Below are 25787 nucleotides of genomic sequence, written 5' to 3'. Positions count from 1 at the left end.
CCATGACCGACGTCAGCACCTCACTGATCCAGGCGGCTTACATCGTCGCAGCGCTGCTCTTCATCATGTCGCTCGCCGGACTGTCGAGGCACGAGACGGCCCGTGACGGCAACGTGCTCGGCATGGTCGGGATGGGCATCGCGCTCGTCGCCACCCTGTGGCTCGCCCTGCGGGACGCCCCGTGGGGCAACGCCGTCGCCGTCGCGGTGGCGATGGCGATCGGGGCCGCCATCGGCATCTGGCGGGCGCGGCGCGTCGAGATGACGGGCATGCCCGAGCTGATCGCGATGCTCCACTCGTTCGTCGGCGCGGCGGCCGTGCTCGTCGGGCTCAACACGTTCCTCGCCTCGGACGGGGTGGGGGACTCGGTCCACCTGGTCGAGATCTTCCTCGGCGTCTTCATCGGCGCCGTGACGTTCACCGGTTCGATCGTCGCCTTCCTCAAGCTGTCGGCGCGGATCTCGAGCAAGCCGCTCATGCTTCCGGCCCGGCACTGGCTCAACCTCGCCGCGCTCGTGGTGTCGGCCGGCCTGCTCGTGTGGTTCGTCGCCGGGCACTCCCTCGTGCCGCTGCTGCTCATGACGGCCATCGCGCTCGCCTTCGGGTGGCACCTCGTCGCCTCGATCGGTGGCGGGGACATGCCGGTGGTCGTGTCCATGCTCAACAGCTACTCGGGCTGGGCGGCCGCCGCAGCGGGCTTCATGCTCGGCAACGACCTGCTCATCGTGACCGGTGCGCTCGTCGGCTCGTCCGGTGCGTACCTCTCCTACATCATGTGCACGGCCATGAACCGGTCGTTCGTCTCGGTGATCGCGGGCGGGTTCGGCTCGGACGGGGCGGTGTCCGACTCCGACGTCGACTACGGCGACCACCGCGAGACCACCGCGGCGGAGGTCGCCGAGCTGCTCAAGAACGCCTCGTCCGTCGTCATCACCCCCGGCTACGGCATGGCCGTGGCGCAGGCGCAGTACCCGGTCGCCGAGCTGACGTCCAAGCTGCGGGAGCGCGGCGTCGACGTCCGGTTCGGCATCCACCCGGTGGCGGGGCGGCTGCCCGGCCACATGAACGTGCTGCTCGCCGAGGCCCGGGTGCCCTACGACATCGTCCTCGAGATGGACGAGATCAACGACGACTTCCCCGACACCGACGTCGTCCTCGTCATCGGCGCCAACGACACGGTCAACCCGGCTGCGGCGGAGGACCCGACGTCGCCCATCGCCGGCATGCCGGTGCTGCAGGTGTGGAACGCCAAGGACGTCGTCGTCTTCAAGCGCTCCATGAACGCGGGTTACGCCGGCGTGCAGAACCCGCTGTTCTTCCGCGACAACTCAGCGATGCTCTTCGGCGACGCCAAGGAGCGCGTCGAGGACATCATCAAGGCCCTCTGAGCACAGGCGTCGTCGGGAGAGAGACGCGGCCCGTTCGCTCGCAACCTGCTCCCCGTTCGGGAGCAGCTCCCGAGTCGTGGGGACATTGGTGCGGGAGGTTGCCTATCGGAACTTGCTCCGGTTTCGGGAGCAGCTCCCGAGTCGTGGGGACATTGGTGCGAGAGGTTGCCTATCGGAACCTGCTCCGGTTTCGGGAGCAGGGTGCTAGGGCGCGGGTGTCGGCGGTCCCTGTCAGCATCTCCTGCACCAAGGGAGGGGTGGCCATGAGCATGTCGGTACGAGAGGGGTCCTCGGGGTCGATCGAACCGGGCGGCCCGGACCGGTCGGGCGAGGTCTTCGACGGGGCGCGCTACATCGTGCGCGCACGGCGACTCGCCGACCTCAGCCAGCGGGAGCTTGCCGACGAGATCGGGGTGGCGAGGGCCACCATCGGGCGACTGGAGTCGGGGGCCGCCAAGGTGGACACCACGACCCTGTCGGTCATCCTCGCACGGGCGGGCCTGCGGCTCGCTGTCCTGGACCACGCCGGCCTCGAGGTGGGGCCGATCCCGGTCGACGTCCTCCGCGACCGCGCTGACCGGCGGTTCCCCGGGCACCTGGACGTCCGGCCGCCCCACGACGCACCGTCCGACCGGGTTCACCCTCGCCGCGGGACGCCCGAGGCGCGCGGCTGGTTCGAGCAACGCCCGTCGAGAGCCGACCGCCGCGATCGAGGTGGTGTGCCGGTGGATCATCCGACGGTGAGCGGACTCCGTGAGGAGCGGGAGGTGGCCTACTGGAGGGGCGTGGCTGCCGCCGAGGCCCGCCGGGCAGCCGACCCCGAGCCGGAGTGCTCGTGCTTCGACGGCTGCTTCGAGCGCACCTGTTTGCCCGACTGTCCCTGTCAGTGCGAGCCGAACCACGGGTCAGCGCTCAGCTCGATCCGCGTGGTCCACCAGGGCCGTACGACGATCGGCGACCAGGAGGGCCCCTGACAGCCGACAGCCCGCCCGTGAGGTCACGGGCGGGCTGTCGGGTGCGCCGGGTGGGCGTGCAGTTCAGCGTTCGCGGACGACCTCGGGGGCGCTGCGAGCGCCTTCCTCCTCCTCGCCCGTCGCCAGCTTGCTGTGGTGGCGTGAGTAGAGGAAGTAGATGAGGAAGCCGAGGACCATCCACACGACGAAGCGGATCCACGTCTCGACCGAGAGGTTGAGCACGAGGTAGAAGCACGCCAGGGCGGACAGCCACGGGATGACCGGGTTGCCGGGGACCGTGAAGGACCGCTTGAGGTCGGGGCGGCGCTTGCGCAGGATCGGCACGGCGAGCGAGACGAGCATGAAGGCCGTCAGCGTGCCGATGTTGACCATCTCCTCGAGCTTGCCGATCGGCGTCAGCGAGGCGATGAGCGCGACGACGGTGCCGATGATGAGCGTCAGCTTCACCGGGGTGCCCGTCCTGGGGTTGGTGCGTCCCAGGCTGGCCGGGATGAGGTGGTCGCGGCTCATCGCGAAGGTGACGCGGGTGGCACCGATGATGAGGGTCATGACGACCGTGGTCAGTCCGGCGACCGCGCCGGCCGAGATGAGCGTCGCGAAACCGTCCCTGCCGACGTGGGTGAACGCCGTGGCGAGAGCGGCCTTCGGGTCGATGTCCTTGTAGTTCTGCATGCCCGTGATGACGAGCGTGACGGCGACGTAGAGGACGGTGCAGATGGCGAGGGAGCCGAGGATGCCGCGGGGCAGGTCGCGCTGCGGGTTGCGGGCCTCCTCCGCGGTGGTCGCCACGACGTCGAAGCCGATGTAGGCGAAGAAGACGATCGCGGCGCCGGCCATGATCCCCATGACGCCGAAGGTCGCGGGCGTCATGCCGCTGATGAGCTGGATCAGCGGGGTCGTGAGCCCCTCGGCTGCCTGGCCGGGCTGGCTCGGCGGGATGAACGGCGACCAGTTGGCGGTGTTGATGTACGAGATGCCCGCGAAGATGACGAAGAGCACGATGAAGAGCTTGACGCCGACGAGCACGAGGTTGACGCGCATCGACTCCTTGATGCCCTTGGCGATGAGCAGGGTCAGCAGCGCGATGAGCAGGAAGGCCGGCAGGTCGAAGTGCGACCCCGGCCCGACCGAGTCGGGCCACTTCACCCCCACTTGTCCCAGCAGGGTCACGAAGTACTGCGACCATCCCTGGGCGACCACGCTCGCGCCGAGCATGAGCTCGAGCAGCAGGTCCCAGCCGATGATCCAGGCGACGAGCTCACCGAGCGTCGCGTAGGAGAACGTGTAGGCGGAACCGGAGATGGGCACCGTCGAGGCGAACTCGGCGTAGCACAGCGCGGCGAGACCGCAGACGATGGCGCCGACGACGAACGAGAGCGCGATCGACGGGCCGGCGTACTCCTTGGCGGCCTTGCCGGTCAGGGTGAAGATACCGGCGCCGATGATGACGCCGATGCCGAAGACGGTGAGGTCGAGGGCGCTGAGGGTCTTCTTCAGCTGGTGGTCGGCATCGTCTGCCGATGCCATCGACGCCTCGATCGACTTGGTGCGGAACACACTCATGCTGACCTCCGAGCATGTCGGGTGACGGGCGGATCACCACAAACTAGCGGGGAGCGCGACCGCCTGCGAGTCCTGCCCGGGCGTCGTCGGCCGCGCGCCGCGGATGGGACCACGGCTACCGGTTGGTACCCGCCCGGGCCGGATCCCGGTCACCGAGGGTCGCGTCAGCGCGCTCAGTCCCGGGCCCGCGGCCAGATCGGGCCCGTGTCGGCGCCACGGCGACGGCGCTTGAGGTCCTCGCTCTCGTAGACGGTCTCGGGCTGCTCGGCGGGTCGCTGGATCGGGACCGCCCGCGAGTAGGAGTCGAGCCGGTCCTGAATGGGGTTGTGGGTGCGGTGCACGTCGGGGAACGCCGCGTCGCCGCCGGACCCGGCCGGGCCTCCACCGCGGGTGGGGCCTCCGGGCATGCCGGGGTCGCCGGGCAGCTCGTCGATCTCCTCGAAGTCCTCGTCGCCCGGCGGCGGGACGATGTGGAAGATCTCGGCGCAGATGTCTCGGTAGGTCTCGTCGGGGTTGGGCACCCACTTGATCTCGCGCAGGGCCTGGTCCTGGCCGGCGCTCTCGAGGACGAACTTGCCGAAACCGAGGAACTGGCCGGGGATCGACCGCACGTAGCTCATGTCGGTGACCTTGAGCAGCGGCATCATGGCGACCTTGTGGGAGATGAGCCCGTAGCGCAGCAGGAGCCGCTTGTCGGTCGCGACGAACCAGTTGTGGCTCCAGTCGAGCAGGCACCAGAGCATCCGCGCGAGCAGCGCGAAGAAGACCCACCAGAAGATCGTGCCCATCGCCTGGGTGGACTTCGTGACGTTCGAGTCGACCCACACGGCCACGATGAAACCGATGGTCGTCGTCGCGACGGGCTCGGCGAGCTTGGCCCAGTGCGCGCGCACCGCGGTGACGAGCCGCTCGCCCGGGAGCAGGATCGGCGTCAGTCCCGCCGGGACCTCGGTGCTCCGTAGGAACGCCATGGACTCAGTGTGCGCTCATCAGCGGTTGAGCAGGGAGCTGAAGAACCGCAGGATCGCGCTGAAGCCGTCGACGAGCACGCCCCAGATGTTGTTGACGATGTCAGCAGCCTTGACGGGCGAGGTGAAGACGGCATAGACGAAGAACGCGAGCACGATGATCAGGATGATCTTCTTGGCCTTGGCGCCCATGGTGTGTCGCTCCTTGGAGGGAAGGTGGCGGGGCTGCCCTGACAGCCTCCCGGCACAGAGGTGTGACCAGTGTGCCGTACGGGGCGGGTGGGGTCCCGCACGCCCGCCCGCGTGTCGGGCGGTGGTCCGGCCTCGCGCCGCTATCCTCCTCGCGTGTCGCGAACGCCAGAGTATGCCGTCGAGCTGCATGCCGCTCTGAGGCGCGCGGTGGGCGGGATGGACGAACGAGAGCTGGCTCGGGCGACCGAGGCACTCGTCTCGCGGTACCGCTCGGTGGCCCCGGCGACCGCCCCGATCCTCGCCTCACGCGTGCACGTCGCCGCCTACGCCGCATACCGGATGCCGGCCACCCACGCCGCCCTGGCAAAAGCCCTCGGAGCCGTCGCCGACCGCGGTCTCGCACCCCGCTCGTTGCTCGACCTCGGCGGCGGCACCGGGGCGGCGGCCTGGGCGGCGGCCGGCGTCTTCGAGTCCCTGGAGGCGGTCACGGTCCTCGACCAGGTCGAGGACGCCCTCGCACTCGGGCGGGACCTCGTCGCCGACGCGACGTCACCGGCCTTGTCCGGCGCGACGTTCCGGCAGGCCCGGGCCGGCGCGTGGCCGGACCTCGAGGCCGACCTCGTGACGGTGTCGTACGTGCTGAGCGAGCTCGACCCGCAGCAACAGGATGCGCTCGTCGCCGACGCCATGCGCCGGGGTGGGGCGGTGGCTGTGGTCGAGCCGGGCACACCCGACGGCTACGCCCGGGTGCTCCGGGTGCGAACGAGGCTCATCGACGCCGGGTGGACCCTGCTCGGGCCGTGCCCGCACGCGGCGGAGTGCCCACTGGCGCAGGGCGACTGGTGCCACTTCGCGGCACGGGTGAATCGAAGCGCCGAGCACCGCCGGCTCAAGGGCGCCGAGCTCTCCTACGAGGACGAGAAGTTCTCGTGGGTCGCGGCCGCGGCGCCCGGCGTCGCCGAACCTCTTGTCGCAGAGGCACTTCCAGGGCGCATCCTCCGGCATCCGTTGAAGCGCAAGGGCTTCGTGGAGTTCCAGGTCTGCCGCCCCGACGGCACCGCCGGCCGCGAGGTCATCTCCAGGAAGGCGGGGGAGCGCTACCGGAACGCGCGCGACGCCGAGTGGGGCGACGTGTTGCCGTGACCACACGGCATACGCCGTCGGTGGTGTTCAGACGACGCCGTAGAGACGGTCGCCCGCGTCGCCCAGGCCGGGGACGATGTAGCCCTTCTCGTTGAGCTTCTCGTCGATGGTGCCGAGCACGACCTTGACGGGGATGTCGCTGTCGGAGAGCTCGTCCTCGAGGTGCTTGATGCCCTCGGGTGCGGCGAGCAGGCAGACCGCGGTGATGTCACGGGCGCCCTTGGCGGTGAGGTAGTCGATCGCCATGACGAGCGTGCCGCCGGTCGCGAGCATCGGGTCGAGGATGAAGACCTGGCGGCCGGTGAGGTCGTCGGGCAGGCGGTTCGCGTACGTCGAGACCTCGAGCGTCTCCTCGTTGCGGATCATGCCGAGGAAGCCCACCTCGGCGCTCGGCAGGAGCTTGACCATGCCGTCGAGCATGCCGAGGCCGGCGCGCAGGATCGGGACGATGATCGGCTTGGGGTTGGACAGCTTGATGCCGGTGGTCGGCGCGACCGGCGTCTCGATGTCGAACGGCTCGACGCGGACGTCGCGCGTGGCCTCGTAGGCGAGGAGCGTCACGAGCTCCTCGGCGAGGCGCCGGAAGGTTGGGCTGTCGGTCCGCTTGTCGCGCAGGTAGGTCAGCTTGTGCGCGATGAGCGGGTGGTCTGCGACATGGACGTCCATGGGTGGAAACTTAGCGCGTGGCGAAGCGATCCGAGACCCCTGGCAAGGCCTCAGTCCCCCCGCCGGAGACGTATGCCGCGTGGATGGGGCAGGCGCTCGAGCTCGCCGCCGCCACGGCGGGCGCCCAGGACGTGCCGGTCGGGGCGCTCGTGGTGGCCCCCGACGGTGGGGTGGTCGGCCGCGGCCACAACGTCCGGGAGGAGCTGGGCGACCCGACGGGGCACGCCGAGGTGGTGGCGCTGCGCGAGGCGGCCGGGGTGGGGGGCTCGTGGCGGCTCGACGGCTGCACGCTCGTCGTGACGCTGGAGCCGTGCGTCATGTGCGCCGGGGCGGCGATGGCGGCCCGGGTGGAGCGCGTCGTGTTCGGTGCGTGGGACCCCAAGGCGGGTGCGTGCGGGTCGGTGTGGGACCTGACCCGGGACCCGCTCGCGACGCACGTGGTGGACGTCGTCGGGGGCGTGCTCGCCGAGGAGTCGGCGGCCCTTCTGGTCGATTTCTTCGAGGGCCGCAGGCTCCGGTAAGGTCTCTCCCGGTGGCGTGTCCGAGCGGCCTAAGGAGCACGCCTCGAAAGCGTGTGTGGGGGTAACTCCACCGTGGGTTCAAATCCCACCGCCACCGCCAGAACGACGAAGGACCCCGACGGCTTGTCCGTCGGGGTCCTTCCTCGTTCTGGCGAGCAGCCACCGGTCCACGAGATCGTTTCGTCGTGGTCGCCCCATCTCCGCGATTGCTTGATATATCAACTAAGCGGCTACGCTGGTCCCATGGACACGACACCCCGATGGCTCGACGCCGACGAGCTCGCCGCCTGGAAGCGGCTCGTCGCGGTCGTCGAGCTCGTCCCGGCCGCCCTCGACGCCCAGCTGCGCCGCGACTCCGGCCTCACCCACTTCGAGTACCTCGTGCTCGCGATGCTCTCCGAGGCGCCCGACCGCACCCTGCGCATGACGAGCCTCGGCCAGCGCACCAACGCCACGCTGACCCGCCTGTCGCACGTCGTGCGCCGGCTCGAGGAGCGTGGGCTCGTCGAGCGGTTCGCCTGCCCCGAGGACGGACGCGCCACGAACGCGCGTCTCGGCGACGCCGGGCACGCAGCCCTCGTCGCCGCAGCACCGGGCCACGTCTCGACGGTGCGCGCCACGGTCATCGACGCCCTGACCCACGAACAGGTCGAGCAGCTCTCCGCCATCTCCGCGGCGATCCTGCAGCGCCTCGACCCCCACCACCGTCTCCAGGTCCTCGCCGACACGGAGCCGGGGACGCCGGCCGCCGCCGTCGGACTCCCCGAGACCGCCGCACCGGCCGTCCGCGCCGGGGGAGGTGCCGCACTGGCAGGATGAGCGCCATGACCACGGACGTCCCGCTCAGCGTGCGCACCCCTTCACCGCTGGGCGAGTTCCTGCGCAACCGCCGCAAGCAGCTCGCGCCCGAGGAGGTCGGCATCAAGCGGGTCAAGGGCCGGCGCCGGGTGGGTCTCAGCCGCACCGAGGTCGCCGAGCTGGCCAACATCTCCGTGGCGTACTACGACCTCATCGAGCGCGGCCGCGACCTGCGCCCGAGCAAGAGCGTCATCGACGGGCTGGCCCGTGCCCTGAAGCTCGACGCGGACGGACGCTCGCACCTGCACGCCCTCGCGACCGGTGCGCCGTCGCGCCGTCCGCAGCCGCACGAGGAGCTCACCGAGGAGCTCGAGGAGCTGCTCGACTCGCTCGACCCCAACCCGGCCTACGTCGTGGGCGCGCGCTGGGACGTCCTGGGCGCCAACCACACGGCGTGCCAGCTCTTCACCGACTGGGAGAGCAAGCGCACCAAGCGGGAGCGCAACCTGCTGTGGTTCTACTGCTGCGACCCGGCCGCCCGCAGCCTCTTCGTCGACTGGGAGCAGGAGGCCGCCGACCAGCTCGCACTCTTCCGCGAGGCATACGCGCGCCACCCCGACGACCCGTCGTTCAAGCGCGTCCTCGACGAGATCTTCAAGGCGAACCCCGCGACGGTCGAGTGGTGGGAACGCCACGACAGCGACCCGACCCGGGGCCGCACCAAGCGGATCCGCCTCGACACCGGTCAGGTGATCCAGCTGCGCCAGCTCGTGCTCCAGGTGCTCGACGAGCCCGACATCCGCGTCATCAGCTACTTCGCCGACGTCGACGGCGACCTCGACGACATCGAGTTCGACGCCTGACGCCCCGGCCCGCCGCACGGCTCCCGGCGGGAGCCCCCGTCAGCGGCGGCGGGTGCCGAAGAGGCTGCGGGTGATCTCGCGGCCGATGACGGTGCCGGCCGACCGGACCATCGACTTGAAGGCCGAGCTGCCGGCGACCTGCTCGATGAGGCTCGGTTCGGGCTTGGGCGCCCGCGTGCTCGTGGGAGCCGGCGCCGACGGGGCGGCCGGGGCGGGTGCGGCAGCCTCGGGCGCCGCGGGAGCCGCCTGGAGCCGGGCCTGGAGCTTCTCGTAGGCGGACTCGCGGTCGACGACGTCGGCATACTTCGTCTTGAGCTGCGAGGCGCTGATGACGGCATCCATCGTCGCCTGCGGCGAGGGGTCCATGAGCGAGTTCGGGGCCTTCATCCGCGTCCACGCGACGGGCGTCGGGACGCCCTTGTCGGACAGCACGGTGACGACGGCCTCGCCGATGCCGAGGCTCGTCAGGAGCTTCTCCATGTCGTAGGCCGTGTGCGGATAGGTCGCGATGGCCTGCTTGAGTGCCTTGGCGTCGTCGGGGGTGAAGGCGCGCAGCGCGTGCTGCACGCGGTTGCCGAGCTGGGCGAGCACGCCGGACGGGACGTCCTTGGGCGACTGGGTCACGAAGAAGACACCGATGCCCTTGGAGCGGATGAGCCGCACGGTCTGCTCGATGGCCTGCAGGAACGCCTTGCTCGCGTCGTCGAAGAGCAGGTGCGCCTCGTCGAAGAAGAAGACGAGCTTCGGCTTGTCGAGGTCGCCCTCCTCGGGCAGGTCGTGGAAGAGGTCGGCGAGCATCCACATGAGGAAGGTCGAGAAGAGCTGGGGCCGGTCCTGCACCTGCGGCAGCTCGAGGCAGGAGATGATGCCCCGGCCGTCGGCGGCGGTGCGCAGCAGGTCGCTCGTCTCGAACTCGGGCTCGCCGAAGAAGTCGCCGGCGCCCTGGTCCTCGAAGGTGATGAGGTTGCGCAGGATGACGCCCGCGGTGGCGCTCGAGAGTCCGCCGAGGTCCTTGAGGTCGGCCTTGCCCTCGTCGGAGGTCAGGTGCGTGATGACGGCACGCAGGTCCTTGAGGTCGAGCAGGGCCAGGCCGTTCTTGTCGGCGTAGTGGAAGATCAGCCCGAGGCTGCTCTCCTGCGTGTCGTTGAGGCCGAGGACCTTGCTGAGCAGGGTCGGGCCGAAGCTCGTGATCGTGGCGCGGATCGAGATGCCGGAGCCCTTGCCGCCGAGCGCGAAGAACTCGGTGGGGTATGCCGTGGCCGTCCACTCCATGCCGACGTCGGCCGCGCGGCTGGTGATCTTGTCGCCGCCCTCGCCCGGTGTCGCGAGTCCGGAGAGGTCGCCCTTCATGTCGGCGAGGAAGACGGGGACGCCCTGCGCCGAGAGCTGCTCGGCCATGAGCTGGAGCGTCTTGGTCTTGCCGGTGCCGGTAGCGCCGGCGACGAGGCCGTGCCGGTTGAGCACGCTGAGGGGGATCTGGACCGGGGCGTCCGCATGGGCCTGCCCGTCGACGACCGCCGCGCCCAGCTTGAGCACTCCGCCGTCGAACGCGTACCCGGCCCGGATCTCGTCGATCTGGCTGGTATCACCCGTGCCGCCCGTCTGAGGGGCTCCTGAGCCTGCAGTCTCGGTCACGCTTCGCACTCTAGTCGCCGGGCGTCCACCTTCGACGCCTATGCTGACCCGGTGATTTTCAAGGCCGTCGGCGACTCGCGCCCGTACCCAGACCATGGACTCGAGACGACCAAGGACTGGTCGAACGTCCCGCCTCGGGTGGTGCAGCTCGGCGAGCTCATCACGACCAAGAGCACGCTCGACCTGCGCGGCCTGCTCGCGGACGACTCGACCTTCTACGGGGACCTCTTCCCGCACTGCGTCGAGTGGGAGGGCGAGCTCTACCTCGAGGACGGTCTGCACCGGGCACTTCGCGCCGCGCTGCAGCAGCGTCCTGTCCTTCACGCCCGAGTCCTCGTACTCTCCTGACACGAGGCCGCTCGATCACCGGGGGCGACGGACGAAGGAGCGTGGATGTCGGAGGTCGCTGACGAGGACGACCGCACCTACCGGGTGCGCCGTCAACGCCGATCGACGATCGTCATCGCGGTCGTGCTGCTCAGCCTGGCCGGCGCGTTCTACTACGCCTCGACCTACTTCCGTGCCACGACGCCGACGCCGGGACCGTGCACGACGGTGGCTCCGGTCGTCCCGCTGACCCCGGCCGACGTCAGCCTCGACGTCTACAACGCGACCTCCCGCAGGGGGCTGGCCGCCGCGGTCGCCAAGACCGCGACCGACCGCGGCTTCCAGGTCAAGGCCGTCGGCAACGACCCGAAGAGGGCCACCGTCACGCAGGTCGCCCAGATCCGCTTCGGCCCCGAGGGCGCCGACTCGGCCAAGCTCGTCAAGACCCACGTGCCCCAGGCCGTCCTCGTCGACGACAAGCGCAAGGGCGACACGGTCGACCTCGTCGTGGGCAACGCGTGGAAGAGCTTCGGCAAGGTGCCCGTCGTCCCGACGCCCACCCAGACCCTGCGCCAGTGCCCGACCGTCTCCGTCGGTTCGTGACCCGAGCGTGAACATGCCGTCCGGCGCGGACCGCGCCGGACGGCATGCTCGAGGGGCTGCTGGCAGCCGGTCGCCCTCCGGGCGAGGGGTCAGCTGACCGGGGTCGCGGCCTGGACGAACTCGTTGGTGTACGTCTTGGCCAGGTCGATGCTCTTGCCCTGGACCTTGGGGTTGAACTCGCCGAGCACGGCGAGGCACGTCTTGGGCCCGTCCTCGGGCATGAGGCCCGTGGGGTTGAAGATGCCCTTCTCGCTGTCGAGCGCCTTGACGTAGGCGGCCTTGCCGACGCCCTTGTAGTAGGCGGCCGGCATCTTGTCGGCGATGGCGGCGCCGTCGTGCTGCTGGATCCAGGAGAGCGTCGAGACGTAGGCGTTGACGAGCTTCTGGACCGTCGCCTTGTTGTTGTTGACCCAGTCGGTCTGCATGTAGAGCGACGTCGCCGGGTAGGTGCCGCCGAGCGCCGCCTTGGAACCGTCAGCCGTGCGCATGTCCATCAGGATGAAGGCCGTGCCGTCCGAGACGGCCTGCGACACAGTGGGTTCCGTGGTCATGCCGCAGTCGATGGCCTTCTGCTTCATGGCGGCGATGAACGTCTGGCCCGCGCCGACTCCACGCCGCGTCTCCTGTGCGGGGTCGACGCCGTTCTTCTTGCTGAGGTACTGCGTCAGGAAGTCGGTCGAGGAGCCGGTGTCGGTGATGCCGAGCGAACGGCCCTTGAAGTCGGCGGGGCTCTTGACGACGCCCTTGAGGTCGCTGCGGCACAGCTCGACCTCGCCGGGGATCTGGAGCATCGAGACGACCGCCTCGGACGACTTGCCCTGCGCCTGGAGCGCGATGTTGTGGTCGTAGAAGCCGCCGACGCCCTGCACCTGACCGGCGAGCATGTTCTGCGTGGCGTCGCCGCCGGCGGGCTCGTCGACGAGGTTGACGTTGACGCCGATCTTGTCGTAGTAGCCGAGCTGCTTGGCGAGCATGAAGGGCAGGTAGATCTGCTTGCTCATGCCGCCGACCATGATCGTCACGTTCGGGGCGCTCGCGTCGACGGTGCCGGCGCTCGTCGGGGCCCCGGACGCGTTGTTGGCGCAGGCCGCCATGGTGGTCGCGGCGAGGAAGGCGGCGCCGGCGGCACCGATGCGCTTGGTGTTCATGGAACTCTCCTTTGAGTCTGGGTGGTGCACGGGGGTCGTGGTGCTGAGGTCGTGCTGGAGTGGTGCGGATTCGTGCGGGGTGCGTGCGGGGTGCGGGCAGGTGCCTGCGGCTACTCGACGGCGGCACCTCCGTGGGTCTGCGGGGGCCGCCAGCGCAGCAGGCGCCGCTCGAGGAGGGTGATGAGCGCCTCGGCCGTCAGGGCGATGACGGCGACGAGGACCATTCCGGCCAGCACGCCGTTCATGTCGAAGTTGTTCTGCGACGAGCGGATGAGCAGGCCGAGGCCCTGGTTGGCGCCGAGGATCTCGCCGACGAGGGCGCCGATGAGCGCGAATCCGAAGCTGATGTGCAGGCTGGCGAGGATCCACGTGAACGCCGACGGCAGCACGACGTCGCGGGTCACCTGCCAGCGCGACGCCCCGAGCAGCCGCGCGTTGGCGATGAGGTTGCGGTCGACCTCACGGGCGCCCTGGAAGGCGTTGAAGAAGACGCCGAAGAAGACGAGGACGACCGCGAGGATGACCTTGGACTGGATGCCGAAGCCGAACGCGACCGTGAAGATCGAGCCGAGGATGATGCGGGGGATCGAGTTGGCCGCCTTGAGGAACGGGGCGAAGAGCTCGGACAGCAGCCGGACGCGGCCGAGGGCGATGCCGCAGACGACGCCGAGGATCGAGCCGATGATGAAGCCGAGCACGGCCTCCTCGAGCGTCACGAGGATCTGGGCGCCGAGCGAGCCCTGGCTCGTGCCGACGGTGAACCAGTCGACGAGGTCGGCCCACACGCCCTTGGGCTCGCCCCAGAAGAAGGGGTCGACGACCTTGGCATCGACCGACAGCTGCCACGCCACGAGCAGCACGACGACGATGCCGAGGCGGGCGCCGGCGAGCACGGTGCGGCGACGGTTCGCCCTGGTGCGCGCCGAGGGGCCCGTGGTCGTGGCCGCGGGTGGGAACTCGGTGGCGAGGGCGGTGACGGATCCCTCGCTCGTCGTGGGAGTGTCGATCATGACGCCACCTCCGCCACGCGCGTGGTGCGGTCGTAGGCCTCGGCGACCTCGGCGCGCAGGGCCTCCCAGATCTGCTCGTAGAGCCGGGTGAAGCGCGGGTCGAAGCGGATCTCCTGGACGACGCGCGGTCGGGGCAGGTCGATCTCGAACTCGGCCTTGACCGTGCCGGGACCGGCGGTGATGACGACGACCTTGTCGGCGAGGGCGATGGCCTCCTCGAGGTCGTGCGTGACGAAGACGACGGCTGGCTTGGTCTGGTCCCACAGGTGGAGCAGCTCGGTCGACATGATGGCCCGGGTCTGCACGTCGAGCGCGCTGAACGGCTCGTCCATGAGCAGGACGCGGGGCTGGTTGATGAGCGACTGCGCCAGGGCGACGCGCTTGCGCATGCCGCCCGAGAGCTGGTGGGGGTAGCGGTCCTCGAAGCCGCTGAGCCCGACGCGGCGCAGCCAGTCCCGGGCCAGCGCCGCGGCCTCGGAACGGCTCGCGCCGCGGTAGACCGGTCCGGCCGCGACGTTGTCGAGGACGGAGCGCCAGGGAAAGACGGCGTCCTGCTGGAAGACGAAACCGGTGCTCGTGTCGATCCCGCGGACGGGCTCGCCGTGGACGAAGGCCTCTCCGCGAGAAGGGCGCTCGAGCCCGGAGATCAGGGTGAGCGTCGTGGACTTGCCGCAGCCGGTGGGTCCGACGACGGCGCAGAACTGGCCGTCCTCGACCGTCAGCGACAGGTCCTCGATGGCGGTGTAGGTGCCGCCGTCCGCCGTGGCGAACTTCTTGGTGACGTTGCGTAGCTCGATGGCAGGCATGTGGCCCCGCCCTTTCTCCTCGTTGAGTGGCGTCACCGTAGGAGCGGGGCGGGCCGCGCCGGAATGCTTGTGATCGTTGGTTCCGATAGCCGCGTTACCGGTGGTTTTGTGCAATCTGCTCAGCCATGCTGGGAGCGACGCCGACGACGGCGTCACCGGGCCGCCACCCGCCGTCGGGCGGGTGCTGACCATGGAGAGCGGAGGGGCCGTATGCCGTCACTGGGCAGGACGCTCGCCGCGCGGATCCTCCTCGCCGTGCTCGGGATCGTCGTGGTGACCCTCGCCGTGGGCTTCGCCCTCTTCGCCCGGCTGACGTCGCAGACTGCCGACACGCGCGCCATCGAGCAGGCCAGCGGGATCGCGGTGACTCTCGGACGCGTGCCCCAGGTCGCCGAGGAGATCGTCCGGGGCGACCCGTCCCACGTCCTGCCGGCCCTGGGGTCGCAGGTGCGCACCGCGACCGGCGCCTCCTACGTCGTCATCATCGACCGCACGGGGGTGCGCTACTCGCACCCCAATCCCGCTCTCATCGGGCAGCGCATCGAGGAGCCCGTCGTGGCCCTCGACGGCCTCGTGCACACCGGCATCGACGAGGGCAGCCTCGGACGGTCCGCGAACGCGCGGGCCCCGATCGTCGACGCATCGGGCCGCAGCGTCGGCGAGGTGTCGGTCGGCATCCTCGAGTCCGAGGTCGGGGTCCGGCTCAACGCCGAGGTGCTCGACATCGCGCTCTACGCCGGCATCGCCCTCGCCCTCGGCGTCGCCGCCTCGCTGCTGCTCGCGCGGGCCATCAAGCGGGTGACCTTCGGCGTCGAGCCGGCCGAGATCGTCGCCCTCATGCAGGAGCGCGAGGCGATGCTGCACGGCATACGCGAGGGGGTGCTGGCGGTCGACGCCAAGGGCGCCATCAACGTGCTCAACGACGAGGCGAGGCGACTGCTCGGGATTGCGACGACGGGCCTGGGCGGGCGCGTCGAGGACGTCCTCCCGGCCGGGCGCCTGCGACGCATCGTCACGGGCGAGCTCGAGGGCACCGACCTCGTCGCCGTGACGGACGAGCACCTGCTCGTGCTGAACCGGATGCCGGTGCTCGTGGCAGGCCGCAACGCCGGCTGGGTCGTCACGATCCGCGACCGCACCGAGCTCGAGGCGCTCGTGCGCCAGCTCGACTCGATGGAGAGCCTGTCGACCGCGCTGCGGGCCCAGGAGCACGAGTTCTCCAACCGGCTGCACGTGCTGTCGGTCCTGCTCGAGCTCGGGGAGGTCGACGAGGCGACCCGCTACAGCCGGGAGCTGCAGGCCGAGACGGCGCTGGCCAGCGAGGAGATCCGCGCGCACGTCGGGTCGCCCGTCATCGCCGCGCTCCTGCTCGCCAAGATGACGGTGGCCGCCGAGCGCGACGTCGTCGTCCGGCTCGACCCCGCGAGCCGGTTGGCCGCCGGGAGCGACGACGACCTGCCCGTCGTCACGGTGCTGGGCAACCTCATCGACAACGCCGTCGACGCCGTCGCCGACGACCCGGACTCGGCCGGGCGGCACCCCCGGGGTGAGGTGGTCGTGCGGGTCGAGCGCACTGCCGATGCCCTCGAGCTGACGGTCACCGACAGCGGTCCCGGCATCCCGGACGACCGCCTCGACGACGTCTTCCTCGACGGCTACTCGACCAAGGAGCCCCGCGGCGCGATGCGGCGAGGCGTGGGCCTCGCCCTCGTCCACCGGCTCGTGACACGCGCCGGTGGCACGATCGGGGCGAGCTCACCCGGTGGTGCGCGGTTCGAGGTCCGACTGCCGGTCCGGGTCCACGAAGGAGTGTCATGATCCGCGTCCTCGTCGTCGACGACGACTACCACGTCGCGCACGCGCACGCCCTGAGCGTCGCGCGGGTGCCCGGCTTCGAGGTGGTGGGCGAGGCCCACACGGGAGCCGAGGCCCGCTCGCTCGTCACGTCGGTGGCGCCCGACCTGCTCCTGCTCGACATGTACCTGCCCGACTTCAGCGGCCTCGACCTCGTGCGCCAGGTCGCCGCGTCGGGTGAGCGGGTGCCGGACTTCCTGCTCGTCACGGCCGCGCGCGACATCGAGTCGGTACGCACGGCCATGCAGCTCGGGGCGTTCTACTACCTCGTCAAGCCGTTCAGCTTCGCCGCCCTGCGCGAGCAGCTCGAGGGCTACCGCGCCTGGGCCGAGCGCATCGACCGGGCGCCCGAGGCCGACCAGCACGTCGTCGACGCCCTCTACAGCCTGCGCGGGGCGCCCCCGCGCCGCGCGGCCACGACCCGGACCCTGCAACCGACGATGGCCCGCGTGCTCGAGATCGTCGTCGCCGCGCCCGCGCCCATCGGGGCCGCGGAGGTCGCCGAGATCCTCGGAGCCAGCCGCCCGACCGCCCAGCGCTACCTCGCCGGCCTCGTCGAGAAGCAGCTGCTCGAGCTCGACCTCACGTACGGCACGACGGGACGCCCCGAGCACCGCTACCTCCCCCGCCGCGCCTGACCCCGCGCTCGCGCCGGGCCGGTCAGGAGGTGTAGGGGATGCGCTCCCACGAGAGCACGTGCTCGGCACCCGGCCGGTTCACGGTGACCTCGAGGAAGTCCTTGTTGTTGCTCGAGCCGTCGACGGTGACGCGCGTCAGGTTGTCGGCCGACCCCTGCACGCCGTAGAAGTCGAGCCACCTCGACCCCGCCGCGAGCGGCTTGTCGGAGTTGTAGACGTGGCTGTCACCGTTGAAGAGGTAGACCTCGCCGTCGAACGCCTGGGACTGGGCCACGAGCTCGCGCACGAGCGGCTGGAAGGACGAGTCGTCGGCCCACGTCACGGCATACGTCGGGTCGAACATGTCGGCCTGGAGGAAGAGCGCGACGGCCCGGTCGTGACGCTGACGTGCGTCGGCGAAGGCCGAGCGCACCTGTGCCACGGCGTTGTCCATGCGTGCCCGCTCCTCGGCCACCTGCTCGGCGGTCGGCGTGCTGTGCCCGAGCTCGGGCCAGGGGAGCAGCCCGTCGTTGCTGCCGACGACGTGGAGCGTCGCGATGTCGATGCCCTGCCGGCGGAAGGAGACGTTCTCCGGGAAGCCGGCGGACTGCTGCGACGCGACGGTCATGTCGGCGCCGAGGGTGTGGCCCGGACGGGTGAAGAACGTCGACCGGATGGCCGAGAGGCGCTCGAGCGGGTTGTACGTGCCGTTGTTGGTGCGGTGGCAGTCGGTCCACTCGTTGTCGCCCGGCGTGTAGACGAGCGGCATCGTGAACCGGTCGAACTGGGTGCGGATCATCGAGAAGTACTCGTTGGTGCACCTGGACGAGCCGTTCTTGATGTCGCCCACGTGGATCGTGAACGACAGGTTCGGCGTTGCGTTGATCTGGTCGATCCACCTCGGGAAGGCCGCGACCTGGGCGTCGCCGTAGGGCACGTCGCCGATGACGGCGAACTGGTAGTGGCCGTCCTTGGACTGACCGGGGGCGTCGGTGGCCGAGGCGGAGGCGGCCGCTGCGGCGGGGAGGACGACGAGCGCGGCGGCGACGGCCGCGAGGGCAGGGGTGCGAGAGAGGTGCATGACTGCCGTTCTCTCGCACCCGAGGCGAACGGGACCACCTCCGCCGCGTGAACGTCAGGTGTCGAGACGCACCAGGGTGGCCACCATGAGGGCCTTGATCGTGTGCATGCGGTTCTCGGCCTGGTCGAAGACGACGGACGCCTCGGACTCGAAGACGTCGTCGGTGACCTCGAGCTCCTTGAGGCCGAACTGCTCGTGCACGTCCTTGCCGACCTGGGTCTCGAGGTCGTGGAAGGCGGGCAGGCAGTGCATGAACTTGACCCGCGGATTGCCCGTGAGGGCCAGGAGGTCCGCGTTGACCTGGTAGGGCGTGAGCAGCTCGATCCGATCGGCCCAGACCTCCTTGGGCTCGCCCATCGACACCCACACGTCGGTGTGGACGAAGTCGACACCGCGCACTCCCTCGGCCACGTCCTCGGTCAGCGTGACGCGTGCCCCGGTCTCGGCGGCATACCGTCGGGCGACGGCGACGACGTCGTCGGACGGCCACAGCGACTGCGGGGCCACGATGCGCACGTCCATGCCGAGCAGCGCACCCGTGACGAGCAGCGAGTTGCCCATGTTGAAGCGGGCGTCGCCGACGTAGGCGAAGGCGATCTGGTCGTCGGGCTTGCCCGCGTGCTCGCGCATCGTCAGCGCGTCGCAGAGGGACTGCGTCGGGTGCCAGTCGTCGGTGAGGCCGTTCCAGACGGGGACGCCGGCGAAGGCGCCGAGCGTCTCGACGACGTCGTGCCCGGACCCGCGGTACTCGATGCCGTCGTAGAAGCGGCCGAGCACGCGAGCGGTGTCCTTGGCCGACTCCTTGTGGCCCAGCTGCGACCCGCTCGGGTCGAGGTAGGTCGTGCTCGCGCCCTGGTCAGCCGCGGCCACCTCGAACGCGCAGCGGGTGCGGGTCGAGGTCTTCTCGAAGATCAGGGCGATGTTCCTGCCCGTCAGACGTCGCTCCTCGCGGCCCTCGCGCTTGGCGGCCTTGAGCTCGGCGGCGAGGTCTAGAAGCGCCCGGAACTCGTCGGGCGTCAGGTCGATCTCCTTGAGGAGGTTGCGGCGGTGCAGTGCGGCGAGCGACATGGTCGTGATGGTTTCAGGGGTCGACCGCGCGAGGCAATCCGGTCTCAGGTCCCCCGGCTGCGCCGGCGCAGGCCGAGCCGCCAGCGCACCTGTTCGAGCAGGGCGCGGGCCTGGAGCGGGACGAGCACCCGGGGGCCCTCGCCGATGCACACGACGACGTCGTCGAACCGGTGGATGCCGGGTCGGTGTGCCACCGTGCGGAACGCGTCGCGGACGGCACGCAGCTGCGCGACGGTCAGGAAGGGCGAGGGCTCGTCGGGCTGGTAGCGCGAGCAGAGCGGATGGTCGTGACCGGGCCGCAGCGTCATCTCGACGTGGCAGCCGAGCACGTGCCGGACGTCGCGCTCCTCGGCGAACGCGACGAGACGGTCGAGCGTGTCGAGCATGGCGGCCGAGTCCTCGACGTAGAGGCGGCCGGGATAGACCGTGTCGCCGGTGTGGAGCAGGCCGGTCAGGGGGTCGTGGACCGCGATCGAGGTCGCCTGGTGGCCGGGGATGCCGAAGACCTCGACGGTGCGACCGCCCAGGTCGAGCCGGACGACCTCCGCGGGCCAGTCGGTGATGCCGAAGAACGAGCGCACGGCATCGAGGTCGTGGCCCACCACCGTCGTGTGCGGGCGTCCGGCGAACGCCGCGTCGCCGGCCACGTGGTCGCCGTGGCCGTGCGTGTGCGCGACGACGAGGTGGTAGCCGTCGGGTCCCTCGGGTTCCTCGGTGCCGGCGGGGTCGTATGCCGTCCGCGACCTCCTCGTCGACGCCCGGTCGGCGACGAGTCCGTCGACGGTCTCGCGCAGCAGGGTGCCGTCGACGGCTCCGGTGTCGAGGAGCAGGCCGCGGCGCTCGCCGAGGAGCAGGAGGATGAACGGTGCCTCGTAGGTCAGGTCCTTGCTCTGCCGGAGCAGGACGGTGCCCGGGGCCAGGTGGTGCACCTGCAGCGGAGGGTCGGCGAGGTGCCGCGGTGATCGGGAGCCGTGGATCCACCGCACGTCGGTGTCGAGGGGGAGCACGTCGGGAGCGGCCATGCGGCTGATTCTGCCTCGGCGCGAGGGCGCCGGGGACGCCGATTTCTTGTGCGGGGTCCGCCTCCGGTAGCCTGCCCGACGGAGGATTCGCATAGTGGCCTAGTGCGCACGATTGGAAATCGTGTTGGGATAAAACCCTCGGGGGTTCAAATCCCCCATCCTCCGCCACCACGACGAGCCCCCCATCGCGCCCCGCGCGGTGGGGGGCTCGTCGTATCCGCCCGAGCAGCCGTGGCGTCACCCCGAAGAGCGTGCGACGGCTGTCGGTGCGGCACGGCAGACTGCCCCGGTGAGCTCGACCAGCCCTGCCCCCGCCCGTCCGCGGCTGTCCTCGTTCTGGCACGACCTGCCGCGCGAGGGCAAGCTGCTCATCTCGACCGTCGTCTTCCAGTCGATCGGCACCGGCCTCGTGCTGCCGTTCATGGTCGTCTACCTCCACGAGGTGCGCGGGGTCTCGCTCGAGACGGTGGGGCTGCTGCTCGCCCTGCAGGCCGGCGTCGGCATCGTCCTCGTCACGCCCGCGGGCGCGCTCATCGACCGCATCGGGCCGCGCCGGGTCTATGCGAGCAGCCTCGTCGCGCTCATGGTCGCCGACGTCCTGCTGGCGCTCGCGACGACGACCGGCCAGGCCGCCGCGGCGCTCGTGCTCATGGGCTACGGCTTCGGCATCGTGTGGCCGGCCTCGAGCGCGCTCATCGGCAACCTCATCCCGAGCGAGCAGCGCCAGCGCTACTTCGGGATCAACTTCACTCTGCTCAACCTCGGCATCGGCATCGGCGGCATCGTCGGCGGCCGCTTCGTCGACGTCTCACGACCGGGCACCTTCGTGACGATCTACCTGCTCGACGCGCTGAGCTACGTCCCGGGGCTGTTCATCCTGCTCGTCGCGTTGCGCCGGGCCCGCGACCGCGTGTCCCGGCCCGTCGACGCCGGCGCCGCCTCGGTGTCCTACGTCGCACTCCTGCGGGACCCGCGGCTGCGGGCCCTGCTGCTCCTCGCTGCCGTGGCGGCTCTTGTCAGCTACCCGCAGCTCAACGCGGGGATGCCGGCCTACGCCCGGGCGGAGGGGCGGATCTCGACCGAGGGTCTCGGCTACGCGTTCGCGGCCAACACCGTCGTCATCGTGCTGCTGCAGCTCGTCGTCCTCCAGCGCATCGAGGGGCGGCGCCGCACCCGTGTCACCGTCGTCATGGCCATGACCTGGATGGTGGCCTGGGCGCTGCTCGGGGCCACGTCGCTCGTGCCCGGCACCGTCACGGCGACGCTCCTGCTCGCCGCGTGCGCCGGAGTCTTCGGCCTCGGCGAGACGATGCTCCAGCCGACGAGCGCCGCCATGGTCAACGACCTGGCGCCCGACCACCTGCGGGGCCGCTACAACGCGCTCAGCTCGCTCATGTTCTCGGTGGCCTTCGTCGTCGGTCCCGTCGTCTCGAGCGTCCTCATCGGCCGGCACCTCGGTTTGCTCTACGTCGGTTTCCTCGTCGGTGGGTGCGTGGTCCTGGCCGTCATCGCGCTCGACGTGGAGCGGCGACTGCCGCCCCACGTCAACGGCGTGCGCGAGCCCGCGCCGGAGGGCGCGACGGTGCCCGCCGCCCCGGGTGGGGCGATTTCCGGCTGACGTCGGCTGCGGCATACACTGGCCGTCGGCACCCCGCGTGGTGGTACCTCTCCGAACTCCCCCAGGGCAGGAATGCAGCAAGGGTAGGAGAGCTCTTCCAGGTACGCGGGGTGTCCCTTTTCCCCGGGTGGGCGTGCTCGTCGCCGTGGGTCAGCGTGGGGGAGCGGTGGTCGTGCCGACGCGCAGCTCGACCGGCTGGGTGACGTTGCGGGGCCGCGTCCCGTCGAGCCGCTTGCGCACGAGCGTGCCGAGGATCCGGCCCTTCTCGCGGCCGTGCTGGTCCATCGTCGTCAGCCGGTGGGGGAGCCAGGGCAGGTCGACGCCGTCGAAGCCGGTGACGCTGAGGTCCTCCGGCACGCGCAGGCCGAGCTCCTCGGCGGCGAGGATGACCCCCGCCGCGATGACGTCGGACTGGGCGACGACGGCGGTGGGTCGCTCGCGCTCCGGGACGTCGAGCAGCGCCCGGCCCGCGATGGTGCCGCCCTCGAACGACGACCCGTCGCCCGTCTGCACGGCCGGGGCGTCCGGACCGAAGACGTCGCGGAAGCCGAGCAGACGACCGACGCTCGGCACGTGGGTCTCCGACGGGTCGACCTCGTCGCCCGGCACCGGCCCCGCGACGCTGGTCGGGAGCATGGGCATGGCGACGTGAGCCACCCTGCGGTGCCCCAGGTCCTGGACGTGCCGGGCGATCGCGGCGCCGGCGGCGCGCTCGTCGACGCGTACCTGGGTGATGCGCCGGTCGCCGGGGACCCCCGTGCTGAACATCGGGATGCCGCGGGCGGCCAGGTGCGCGACGGCGGGGTTCTCGCCCGGTCCGCAGAGGGAGAAGACGACGGCGTCGAGGGCGAGCGGCGCGAGCTGGTGCACGACGGCGTCGCCGGAGCCGCTGGGCTGTCCGATGAGGAGCATGCCGGTGGGGACGGTCTCGAGCACCTCCGCGAGGCCGTCGAGCACCGCGATGGCGAAGGGGTCGCGGAACGCCATGCGCAGGCGACCCTCGACGATGACGCCGATGGCACCCGAACGGCCTTGTCGCAGTGAGGAGGCCAGCGGGTTGGGGCCGGTGAAGCCGAGCTCGAGCGCCGCGGCCCTCACCCGCTCGCCGGTGGCCTCCGCGACGGGACCCTTGCCGCTGAAGACGAGCGAGGCCGTCGAGACCGAGACTCCTGCGCGCTCGGCGACATCGCGGAGCGTCGGACGGGCTTGACCTCGGGCAACCATGGGAGGCATGCTATCGAAACGTTTCGAGTCGAATCGATTCGAGACGAACCACCATCGACAGACGGTCGACGGCAGCCGAGGTGGCCGGCCGCACGGAGTGCGCGCTGTGGCCCCTGCGCCGTCCCCGTCGTGCCTGAGAGGCTTGTTCCATGTCCGTCGCCAGCGCTCCGCCGGCCAGCACCGTCCGCGCGGCCCGCACCGCCGTCTTCGTGGCCTTCGCCATCAACGGGGCGGCCTTCGCGGCGTTCGCCTCGCGCGTGCCCGACATCAAGCACGCGCTGGGGTTGTCTGCCGGGGCGCTCGGGCTGACCCTGCTCGCGGCCTCCCTCGGCTCGGTCATCGGTCTGCCACTCTCGGGCTGGATCGTGCACCGACTCGGGGCCGCCCGGACGCTGCTCGGCGCGGCGATCGTCCAGAGCGTCGGTCTCGTCGGGGTGGGCATCGGCGTCGACGTCGTCGGCAACCGTGCGGTCGTCATGGCGGGCCTCGTGCTCGTCGGCATCGGGACCGGGGTCTTCGACGTCTCGATGAACCTCGAGGGTGCCGAGGTCGAGCGCTTCCTCGGCCGCGCGATCATGCCGCACTTCCACGCGGCCTTCAGCGGTGGCACCGTCGTCAGCGCCCTCGTCGGCGCAGGGCTGTCGTACCTCCACGTGCCGGTCGCGGCCCACCTGCTCGGAATCGTCGTGCTGCTCCTCCTCGTGACCCCGTGGTTCCTCCGTGTGTTCCTTCCCCGGTCGGTCGAGACGGACGAGACCGGCGCCGAGGTGCGCTCGGAGGCCGGCATCGGCGCCGCCTGGCGCGAGCCACGCACCCTGCTCATCGGCGTCGTCGTCCTCGCGGCCGCCTTCACCGAGGGGACCGCCAACGACTGGGTCGCCGTGGCGCTCTCGGACGGCTACGGCCTCGAGCGCTGGGTCGGGGTCGTCGGGTTCGCGGTCTTCCTCACGGCGATGACCGCCGGCCGGCTCCTGGGCACGCGCCTGCTCGACCGCCGCGGTCGCGTGCCGGTGCTCCGCGTGCTCTTCGTCTCCGCCGTCGTCGGCTGCCTGCTCGTCGTCTTCGGCGGCCCGGTGCTCGCGTTCATCGGTGCGGCGATCTGGGGCGTCGGGGCCAGCCTCGGCTTTCCCGTCGGCATGAGCGCGGCGGCCGACGACCCGAGGCGTGCCGCGGCCCGGATGAGTGTCGTCTCGACGATCGGCTACACGGCGTTCATCGCCGGGCCTCCGCTGCTCGGTTTCCTCGGTGACCACGTCGGGGTGCTGCACTCGCTCCTCGTCGTCGGTGCGATGGCGGTCGTGGCTCTCGTCGCGATCCCCGCCATCCGCGAGCCCGACCGCCCCGCCGCCGACTGACCGCAGCCGCGTCGGGTGGAGGTATGCCATCGCGCCGGGTCGCGACAGATCACCTCGACCCGCGGGGCTGCGTCAGAAGTACTCGGTGATGAAGGGCTGCCCGGCGAAGACCGCGTCGAGCGCCGCGTCGTCGTCCGCCGTGCCGCCGGTGGCGAGACCCGCCTGGCGCAGGCGTGACACGGTCCAGCCGCACCAGAGCGCCGACAGGCCTCGCGCGTCGACGCACAGCACCCCGCCATCAGCGCCCGGCTCCGCGTTCGAGGTGATCGCGCCGCCCTCGTGGGTGCCGGCACCACCTCGACCGGTGGCCGCCTCAGCCTGGGCTGCCGTGCGGGTGGCGGTGCCCCGGCCGCCCGACACCGACAGCGACCAACGGCCGGCGTTGGCCGGCGCCTCGGCATCGACGACGAGCAGGTCCACGGTGGCCGTCGTGTGCGGTGGGAAGCCCCGCTCGCCGAAGGCTGCCGCGAGGTCGATGACGCGCCCCATCCACGGGATCTGCTGCACCGCGACCGCCGGCAGGCCGCCGAGGACGAGCGTCACCGGGTCCCGCGGGTCGAGGAAGGTCTGCACCGTCGGGGCCGCTGACGACCCGGAGCCGACGACGCCCCACAGCGTCGCCGCGGCCTCGGGCGTCGTCGCCACGAGGTCCTCGACGGTCACCGTGCCGTCAGACAGGTCGTAGACGACGAAGCCGCCGTCGACGACGTAGGCGATGAGCTCGTCGCGCCCGAGCACGTCCGCGAGTGCCGGTGCCGATCGCACCATGGGTCCGCTGACCCCGTGCCGGGCGTGCGCCTCGCGGTGGAGGTCGTGCATCCGCCGGGCGTCGTCGGGGCGTGCCGGACGCAGCCCGCCCGAACGGCGCCGCGCGGCAGGGGAGGCGCCGAGGTCGCGCAGGAGGTGGGCGGCATACGTCATCCGCGTCTGCACCCCGCCGACCTCGTAGCCGGACCGTCGGTAGAGCGTGGCCGTGGTCGGGAAGAGGCACGACACGACGTCACCGAGCTCGCCCATCCGGGTGATGAGGGCGCGGGTCAGGGTGGTCGCGACGCCCTGCCCGCGGGCACTCGGCTCGACGTAGACGCCGGCCACGCCGCCCATCCGCAGGTGACGTCCGCCCCAGGCCTGCTCGTAGGGCCTGATGCGACCGGCTCCGACGACGGTGTCCGAGTCGTCGACGACGGCGATCATCCGGCCGCCGAGCGTCTCGGACGAGACGCGTTGCCACCACGTGTCGCCTCCGGCGCCGAGCGGTCCGAACGACCGGTTGCGGATCGCCAGGACGGCGGGGAGGTCGGCATCGACGACGTCGCGGGTGCGCAGCTCGCTCATGGCCCGAA

25 protein-coding genes, 2 tRNA genes and 1 other RNA gene are annotated in these 25787 nt (G+C 71.0%); 15 read left to right on the top strand and 13 right to left on the bottom strand.

The features are described 5' to 3' along the window. The first annotated feature begins 2 nt into the window (after nucleotides 1-2). Together pntB and TAE01_RS00345 are read left to right on the top strand one after the other, a co-directional pair. Nucleotides 3-1388, top strand: coding sequence for a Re/Si-specific NAD(P)(+) transhydrogenase subunit beta (gene pntB / locus TAE01_RS00350; RefSeq protein WP_147062275.1), 1386 nt, complete (start codon nucleotides 3-5; stop codon nucleotides 1386-1388). 263 nt (nucleotides 1389-1651) lie between these two features. Beyond that, a complete protein-coding gene (locus TAE01_RS00345) occupies nucleotides 1652-2362 on the top strand; it encodes a helix-turn-helix domain-containing protein (protein WP_147062273.1) in 711 nt (236 codons plus the stop codon). Nucleotides 2363-2425: 63 nt separating this feature from the next. Here TAE01_RS00345 and TAE01_RS00340 read toward each other — a convergent pair whose 3' ends face one another. The 3 genes from TAE01_RS00340 to TAE01_RS20405 all read right to left on the bottom strand — a co-directional run bounded on the left by TAE01_RS00340 (nucleotide 2426) and on the right by TAE01_RS20405 (nucleotide 5085). Beyond that, complete coding sequence (locus tag TAE01_RS00340) at nucleotides 2426-3925, bottom strand: amino acid permease (RefSeq protein ID WP_147062271.1); 1500 nt, start codon at nucleotides 3923-3925, stop codon at nucleotides 2426-2428. 173 nt (nucleotides 3926-4098) lie between these two features. After that, nucleotides 4099-4896, bottom strand: a complete 798-nt coding sequence (locus tag TAE01_RS00335; RefSeq protein ID WP_147062269.1) for a PH domain-containing protein — start codon at nucleotides 4894-4896, stop codon at nucleotides 4099-4101. An 18-nt stretch (nucleotides 4897-4914) separates the two neighbouring features. Then, the gene (locus TAE01_RS20405; protein WP_186814979.1) at nucleotides 4915-5085 is read right to left on the bottom strand and encodes a hypothetical protein; all 171 of its coding nucleotides are present in this window, start codon (nucleotides 5083-5085) and stop codon (nucleotides 4915-4917) included. Nucleotides 5086-5238: 153 nt separating this feature from the next. Between TAE01_RS20405 and TAE01_RS00330 the strand changes: the two genes are divergently transcribed. Then, nucleotides 5239-6228 carry a small ribosomal subunit Rsm22 family protein gene (locus TAE01_RS00330; protein ID WP_246111046.1) on the top strand — a complete coding sequence of 330 codons (990 nt, stop codon included), beginning with the start codon at nucleotides 5239-5241 and terminating at the stop codon, nucleotides 6226-6228. 27 nt (nucleotides 6229-6255) lie between these two features. Here TAE01_RS00330 and upp read toward each other — a convergent pair whose 3' ends face one another. Continuing rightward, on the bottom strand, nucleotides 6256-6894 hold the full coding sequence (gene upp, locus TAE01_RS00325) for a uracil phosphoribosyltransferase (RefSeq protein WP_147062267.1): 639 nt from the start codon (nucleotides 6892-6894) through the stop codon (nucleotides 6256-6258). A 17-nt stretch (nucleotides 6895-6911) separates the two neighbouring features. Here upp and TAE01_RS00320 point away from each other — a divergent pair, with 17 nt between their 5' ends. The 4 genes from TAE01_RS00320 (at nucleotide 6912) to TAE01_RS00305 (ending at nucleotide 9076) form a co-directional block, all read left to right on the top strand. Further along, the gene (locus tag TAE01_RS00320; RefSeq protein WP_147062265.1) at nucleotides 6912-7415 is read left to right on the top strand and encodes a nucleoside deaminase; all 504 of its coding nucleotides are present in this window, start codon (nucleotides 6912-6914) and stop codon (nucleotides 7413-7415) included. 10 nt (nucleotides 7416-7425) lie between these two features. After that, nucleotides 7426-7515 (top strand) — tRNA-Ser (locus TAE01_RS00315). A gap of 143 nt (nucleotides 7516-7658) precedes the next feature. After that, on the top strand, nucleotides 7659-8234 hold the full coding sequence (locus TAE01_RS00310; protein ID WP_147062263.1) for a MarR family winged helix-turn-helix transcriptional regulator: 576 nt from the start codon (nucleotides 7659-7661) through the stop codon (nucleotides 8232-8234). Nucleotides 8235-8239: 5 nt separating this feature from the next. Beyond that, complete coding sequence (locus TAE01_RS00305) at nucleotides 8240-9076, top strand: helix-turn-helix transcriptional regulator (protein WP_186814978.1); 837 nt, start codon at nucleotides 8240-8242, stop codon at nucleotides 9074-9076. Between the two features lie 39 nt (nucleotides 9077-9115). Here the strand turns inward: TAE01_RS00305 and TAE01_RS00300 are convergent, their stop codons facing one another. Next, nucleotides 9116-10711, bottom strand: a complete 1596-nt coding sequence (locus TAE01_RS00300) for a helicase HerA-like domain-containing protein (protein WP_147062259.1) — start codon at nucleotides 10709-10711, stop codon at nucleotides 9116-9118. Nucleotides 10712-10762: 51 nt separating this feature from the next. Between TAE01_RS00300 and TAE01_RS00295 the strand changes: the two genes are divergently transcribed. Both TAE01_RS00295 and TAE01_RS00290 read left to right on the top strand, forming a co-directional pair. Beyond that, nucleotides 10763-11059: a type II toxin-antitoxin system VapB family antitoxin gene (locus TAE01_RS00295; RefSeq protein ID WP_020145941.1), complete on the top strand. Its 297-nt coding sequence runs from the start codon at nucleotides 10763-10765 to the stop codon at nucleotides 11057-11059. 45 nt (nucleotides 11060-11104) lie between these two features. Next, a complete protein-coding gene (locus TAE01_RS00290; protein WP_147062257.1) occupies nucleotides 11105-11641 on the top strand; it encodes a LytR C-terminal domain-containing protein in 537 nt (178 codons plus the stop codon). 89 nt (nucleotides 11642-11730) lie between these two features. On the opposite strand, the gene TAE01_RS00285 is transcribed toward TAE01_RS00290, so the two are convergent. From TAE01_RS00285 to TAE01_RS00275, 3 genes are all read right to left on the bottom strand, one after another. Next, nucleotides 11731-12789 (bottom strand): ABC transporter substrate-binding protein, encoded by a 1059-nt coding sequence (locus TAE01_RS00285; protein WP_147062255.1) that lies wholly within the window; start codon nucleotides 12787-12789, stop codon nucleotides 11731-11733. 110 nt (nucleotides 12790-12899) lie between these two features. Then, nucleotides 12900-13799, bottom strand: coding sequence for an ABC transporter permease (locus tag TAE01_RS00280; RefSeq protein WP_147062253.1), 900 nt, complete (start codon nucleotides 13797-13799; stop codon nucleotides 12900-12902). Then, entirely contained in the window at nucleotides 13796-14605 is an 810-nt protein-coding gene (locus TAE01_RS00275) for an ABC transporter ATP-binding protein (protein ID WP_147062251.1), read from the bottom strand. Before TAE01_RS00275 ends, TAE01_RS00280 begins: the two co-directional genes overlap by 4 nt. Nucleotides 14606-14815: 210 nt before the next feature. Between TAE01_RS00275 and TAE01_RS00270 the strand changes: the two genes are divergently transcribed. Together TAE01_RS00270 and TAE01_RS00265 are read left to right on the top strand one after the other, a co-directional pair. Then, on the top strand, nucleotides 14816-16423 hold the full coding sequence (locus TAE01_RS00270) for an ATP-binding protein (protein ID WP_147062249.1): 1608 nt from the start codon (nucleotides 14816-14818) through the stop codon (nucleotides 16421-16423). Continuing rightward, entirely contained in the window at nucleotides 16420-17097 is a 678-nt protein-coding gene (locus TAE01_RS00265; protein WP_147062247.1) for a response regulator, read from the top strand. The genes TAE01_RS00270 and TAE01_RS00265 overlap by 4 nt, the downstream gene beginning before the upstream one ends. 22 nt (nucleotides 17098-17119) lie before the next feature. Here the strand turns inward: TAE01_RS00265 and TAE01_RS00260 are convergent, their stop codons facing one another. From TAE01_RS00260 to TAE01_RS00250, 3 genes are read right to left on the bottom strand one after another with little or no spacing between them, the layout of a single operon-like run. After that, the gene (locus TAE01_RS00260; RefSeq protein WP_147062245.1) at nucleotides 17120-18157 is read right to left on the bottom strand and encodes a metallophosphoesterase; all 1038 of its coding nucleotides are present in this window, start codon (nucleotides 18155-18157) and stop codon (nucleotides 17120-17122) included. Between the two features lie 54 nt (nucleotides 18158-18211). After that, on the bottom strand, nucleotides 18212-19225 hold the full coding sequence (gene argF, locus TAE01_RS00255; RefSeq protein ID WP_147062242.1) for an ornithine carbamoyltransferase: 1014 nt from the start codon (nucleotides 19223-19225) through the stop codon (nucleotides 18212-18214). A 44-nt stretch (nucleotides 19226-19269) separates the two neighbouring features. Continuing rightward, on the bottom strand, nucleotides 19270-20247 hold the full coding sequence (locus tag TAE01_RS00250; RefSeq protein ID WP_147062240.1) for an MBL fold metallo-hydrolase: 978 nt from the start codon (nucleotides 20245-20247) through the stop codon (nucleotides 19270-19272). A gap of 80 nt (nucleotides 20248-20327) precedes the next feature. Here TAE01_RS00250 and TAE01_RS00245 point away from each other — a divergent pair. The 3 genes from TAE01_RS00245 to ffs all read left to right on the top strand — a co-directional run bounded on the left by TAE01_RS00245 (nucleotide 20328) and on the right by ffs (nucleotide 21986). Beyond that, nucleotides 20328-20415: transfer RNA gene (locus TAE01_RS00245), tRNA-Ser, on the top strand. A gap of 121 nt (nucleotides 20416-20536) precedes the next feature. Next, a complete protein-coding gene (locus TAE01_RS00240; protein ID WP_147062238.1) occupies nucleotides 20537-21865 on the top strand; it encodes an MFS transporter in 1329 nt (442 codons plus the stop codon). 24 nt (nucleotides 21866-21889) lie between these two features. After that, nucleotides 21890-21986, top strand: an RNA gene (gene ffs, locus TAE01_RS00235) — signal recognition particle sRNA small type. Nucleotides 21987-22015: 29 nt separating this feature from the next. Here the strand turns inward: ffs and TAE01_RS21030 are convergent. Next, nucleotides 22016-23089: a LacI family DNA-binding transcriptional regulator gene (locus TAE01_RS21030; protein WP_147062236.1), complete on the bottom strand. Its 1074-nt coding sequence runs from the start codon at nucleotides 23087-23089 to the stop codon at nucleotides 22016-22018. 149 nt (nucleotides 23090-23238) lie between these two features. On the opposite strand from TAE01_RS21030, the gene TAE01_RS00225 reads away from it, so the two are divergent. Next, nucleotides 23239-24444: an MFS transporter gene (locus TAE01_RS00225; RefSeq protein ID WP_147062234.1), complete on the top strand. Its 1206-nt coding sequence runs from the start codon at nucleotides 23239-23241 to the stop codon at nucleotides 24442-24444. Nucleotides 24445-24516: 72 nt separating this feature from the next. Here the strand turns inward: TAE01_RS00225 and TAE01_RS00220 are convergent, their stop codons facing one another. Next, nucleotides 24517-25779 carry a GNAT family N-acetyltransferase gene (locus TAE01_RS00220; RefSeq protein ID WP_147062232.1) on the bottom strand — a complete coding sequence of 421 codons (1263 nt, stop codon included), beginning with the start codon at nucleotides 25777-25779 and terminating at the stop codon, nucleotides 24517-24519. Nucleotides 25780-25787: the final 8 nt, after the last annotated feature.

This window comes from Terrabacter aerolatus, from assembly GCF_007991735.1.
Lineage (GTDB): Bacteria > Actinomycetota > Actinomycetes > Actinomycetales > Dermatophilaceae > Terrabacter > Terrabacter aerolatus.
The sequence above is the reverse complement of the archived record's forward strand: the minus strand, read 5'-3'. Positions and strand labels throughout refer to the sequence as shown.